Source organism: Streptomyces katrae (genome assembly GCF_000966975.1).
Classification (GTDB): domain Bacteria; phylum Actinomycetota; class Actinomycetes; order Streptomycetales; family Streptomycetaceae; genus Streptomyces; species Streptomyces katrae.
In genome coordinates this window covers 1-2,605 of the sequence record NZ_JZWV01001495.1, presented here as the reverse complement: position 1 = coordinate 2,605, position 2,605 = coordinate 1, and the positions used below count along the sequence as shown (strand labels likewise).

The window sequence follows — 2,605 nt, the reverse complement described above, 5'->3', positions numbered from 1 at the left end:
CCCGCGGGGATGACCCCCTCACCCTCGACACCCTGCGTCGGGTCCTGGCCTGCTCCCCACGCCCGCGGGGATGACCCCGACCCGGAGGGTCTCGGCGACCTGGCCGGGGACTGCTCCCCGCACCCGTGGGGACGACCCCGAGGAGATCCGCGCCCAGGTGGCCGAACTCCTTTGCTCCTCGCCACCTGCGGAGACTGTCACCACAGCGTCTCGGACCGCAGGGACGCTGTTTCCCGCGTCTGTGGGACTTGCAAGGACGGAAAACGCGTGTGACGTGTACTGGACTTCCGACAGGGTGGCCCAGCTGGATCTCCACGTTCTGAATAGGCACACGGGAGCCATTGGTGGCAGCACTCCGCCTCTCCACGACGGGTGCCTCGTGGCTTGTCCTCTCAGCGGACGTGGTTCTTGAGGATGTCGGTGTCGTCGAGGGTGATGTCTACCGGGGCGGGGATTCGGACCGTGTCCCCGAAGAAGAACCTCTGCGTGTGGTAACGCCCGTTGACGGGTTCGGTGTGCAGGACCAGGGAGCCGTTGTCGCGGTCGATGAGGAGGTAGACCGGGATCTCCCGTTCTGCGTAGGCCCGCGGTTTGTCCTGCCGGTCGTGCTGGTCGGTCCTGGTGTCGTAGGAGGTGACCTCGACGACCATGACGACGCCTTCCGTCCCGGCCCACTCGCCCTGGCCCGCGAAGTAGCCCTTGGGGGCGAGCGCACCGTCGGGGCGGGCGTTGCCGTTTCCGTAGGTGTCGACGCGGAGTCCCTGTTTCGGGTACAGGCGCAGGTCGGGGCGTTGCCGCATGCAGTGTTCCAGCAGCCACATGATGATCTCGCCGTGGTCGCCGTCGGGCACAGGCTTGACTCCCAGTTCTCCGTTGATGAATTCGAGCTTGACGTCGTGCTGCGCGGCGGCTTCCGCGATGGCTTCGAAGGCCTCGCGGCTCATCTGCGGCAGTCTCGTGTGATCACGGTGTCCTCCGGTAGGGCCCTGGCCAGGGCATCCAGCCGGGCGTGGCGCTGGGGGTGCGGTGGCCGGCACTCCGTTGCGGAGCTGCTTGCCGTGGCGCAGGGGCGGGCAGCCTTGAGGTCTCCCGGAAGCCGTGCCGTAGCGGTGCCGGGGAGGTGCAGATGGGGGTCCATGGCACGGTTCTCCGCGAACGAAGGACGCAGGGGCGCAGGGACGCAGCGACGTAGGGGGCGGATGGGCCATGGACCGGTGGTCGCCGTCCTCGGGAGCACGGCAGCAGAAGCCCGTCCCGCCGCACGCCTCAGCCCCGCCCGCTCTCCCCCCGGGCCGGCGCCTGCCACGTGTGGCACGGCAGCGACTCCGCCAGCGTGCCGAAGAAGCGCTGGTCGCGCCATGCCTCGAGGTTGCCGATCACGAACAGGCGGCGTTTCGCCCTGCTCACCGCGACGTTGAGGAGGTTCGGCCGTGACGCCGCCCAGGCCCGGGCGCCCGGGCGGCGCGGGTCCGTGCCCAGGACGAGGATGACGACGTCCGCCTCCTTGCCCTGCGTGGTGTGCACCGTCCCGACCCGCTCCGCCGGCATCAGGTCCCGGCACGCCCGCCGGGCTCCCGCCACCACCTGCCGGAACGGGCTGATGACGAACACCTCCTCCGCCAGGTCCACCCCGCCCTCGTCCCGCAGCCGCTCCAGCACGCGCCGCAGCGCCCGCCCCTCCTCCGGGATCCAGTGCCCGTCCGCCTCCGCCCCGACGACGTTCACCCAGCTGCTGCCCGGCCGGTAGACGTACGCCTCGCGCGGCGGGGTGCCCTGGACCATCAGGCCGTTGTAGGCGACGGCGTTGCTGAGCGAGAACATCGGGTCGTCGCACCGCCGGTGCACCCGCAGCGGCGCCCCCACCCACACCTCGTGCCCGCCGTCGGGAAGTTCGGCGGGCAGCAGCGTGCCGTAGCGGTTGGCGCGGTCGGCGAGCTGCTGGACCGACGTGCGGCCCGGCGCCCACTCCTCCGCCACGCCGAAGTCCTCGCGCAGCGCCCGCTGCGCCGTCCACGGCAGGACCACGACCGGCTCCAGCTGCAGCGGGTCGCCGACGACGACCGTACGCCGCGCCCGCCACATGCCGCCCACCGCCATCTGGGGCGCCGCCTGCCCGGCCGCCATCTGGGGCGCCGCCTGACCGGCCTCGTCGACGAACAGCCAGCCCAGCGATTCCGCGCCGAGCCGCCCGAAGACCCGGTCCAGCGAGGCGAACGTCGTCGACACCACCGGTACGACGAGGAACAGGCTCTGCCAGGCGGCCCGTACGTGGGTCTCGGGCACGGTCCCCGGCACCGCGCCGGCGACGGCGTCCATCGCCGCCATCAGGTTGGCGTACATGGTGCGGGCCGTGCAGCGCAGGAAGGCCTGGTGGAGGCCGAGGGCGGCGAGGAACACCTCGGTACGGGCCCGGGTGATCTCGGGGTCGGACCAGGGGGCGGCGAGCTCGCGTGCCGCGTCGTCCGTCAGCCAGGAGTCCTCCGGCACGAACCCCTCCCAGCGGGTCCGGGCCGCGGCCAGGGCCTGGTCGGTGCGTTCGGCGTGGGCGAGTGCCGCCCGCTGGGCGTCCTGGCGGGCGCGCAGGGCGGCCGCGGCCGCGCCCACC

General features: G+C 72.4%; 2 protein-coding genes. Both read right to left on the bottom strand.

Going from position 1 to position 2,605, the window contains the following annotated elements; genetic code table 11:
- Positions 1 to 392 precede the first annotated feature (392 nt).
- Positions 393 to 944 carry a Uma2 family endonuclease gene (locus VR44_RS38625; protein WP_045952358.1) on the bottom strand — a complete coding sequence of 184 codons (552 nt, stop codon included), beginning with the start codon at positions 942 to 944 and terminating at the stop codon, positions 393 to 395.
- A gap of 322 nt (positions 945 to 1,266) precedes the next feature.
- On the bottom strand, positions 1,267 to 2,605 hold a 1,339-nt coding region (locus VR44_RS48105), incomplete at its 5' end, for a DEAD/DEAH box helicase (protein ID WP_045952357.1).

Coding starts and splice junctions, on each gene's coding strand:
- VR44_RS38625 (WP_045952358.1), bottom strand. CDS start 944: ATGAGCCGCGAGGCCTTCGAAGCCATCGCGGAAGCCGCCGCGCAGCAC.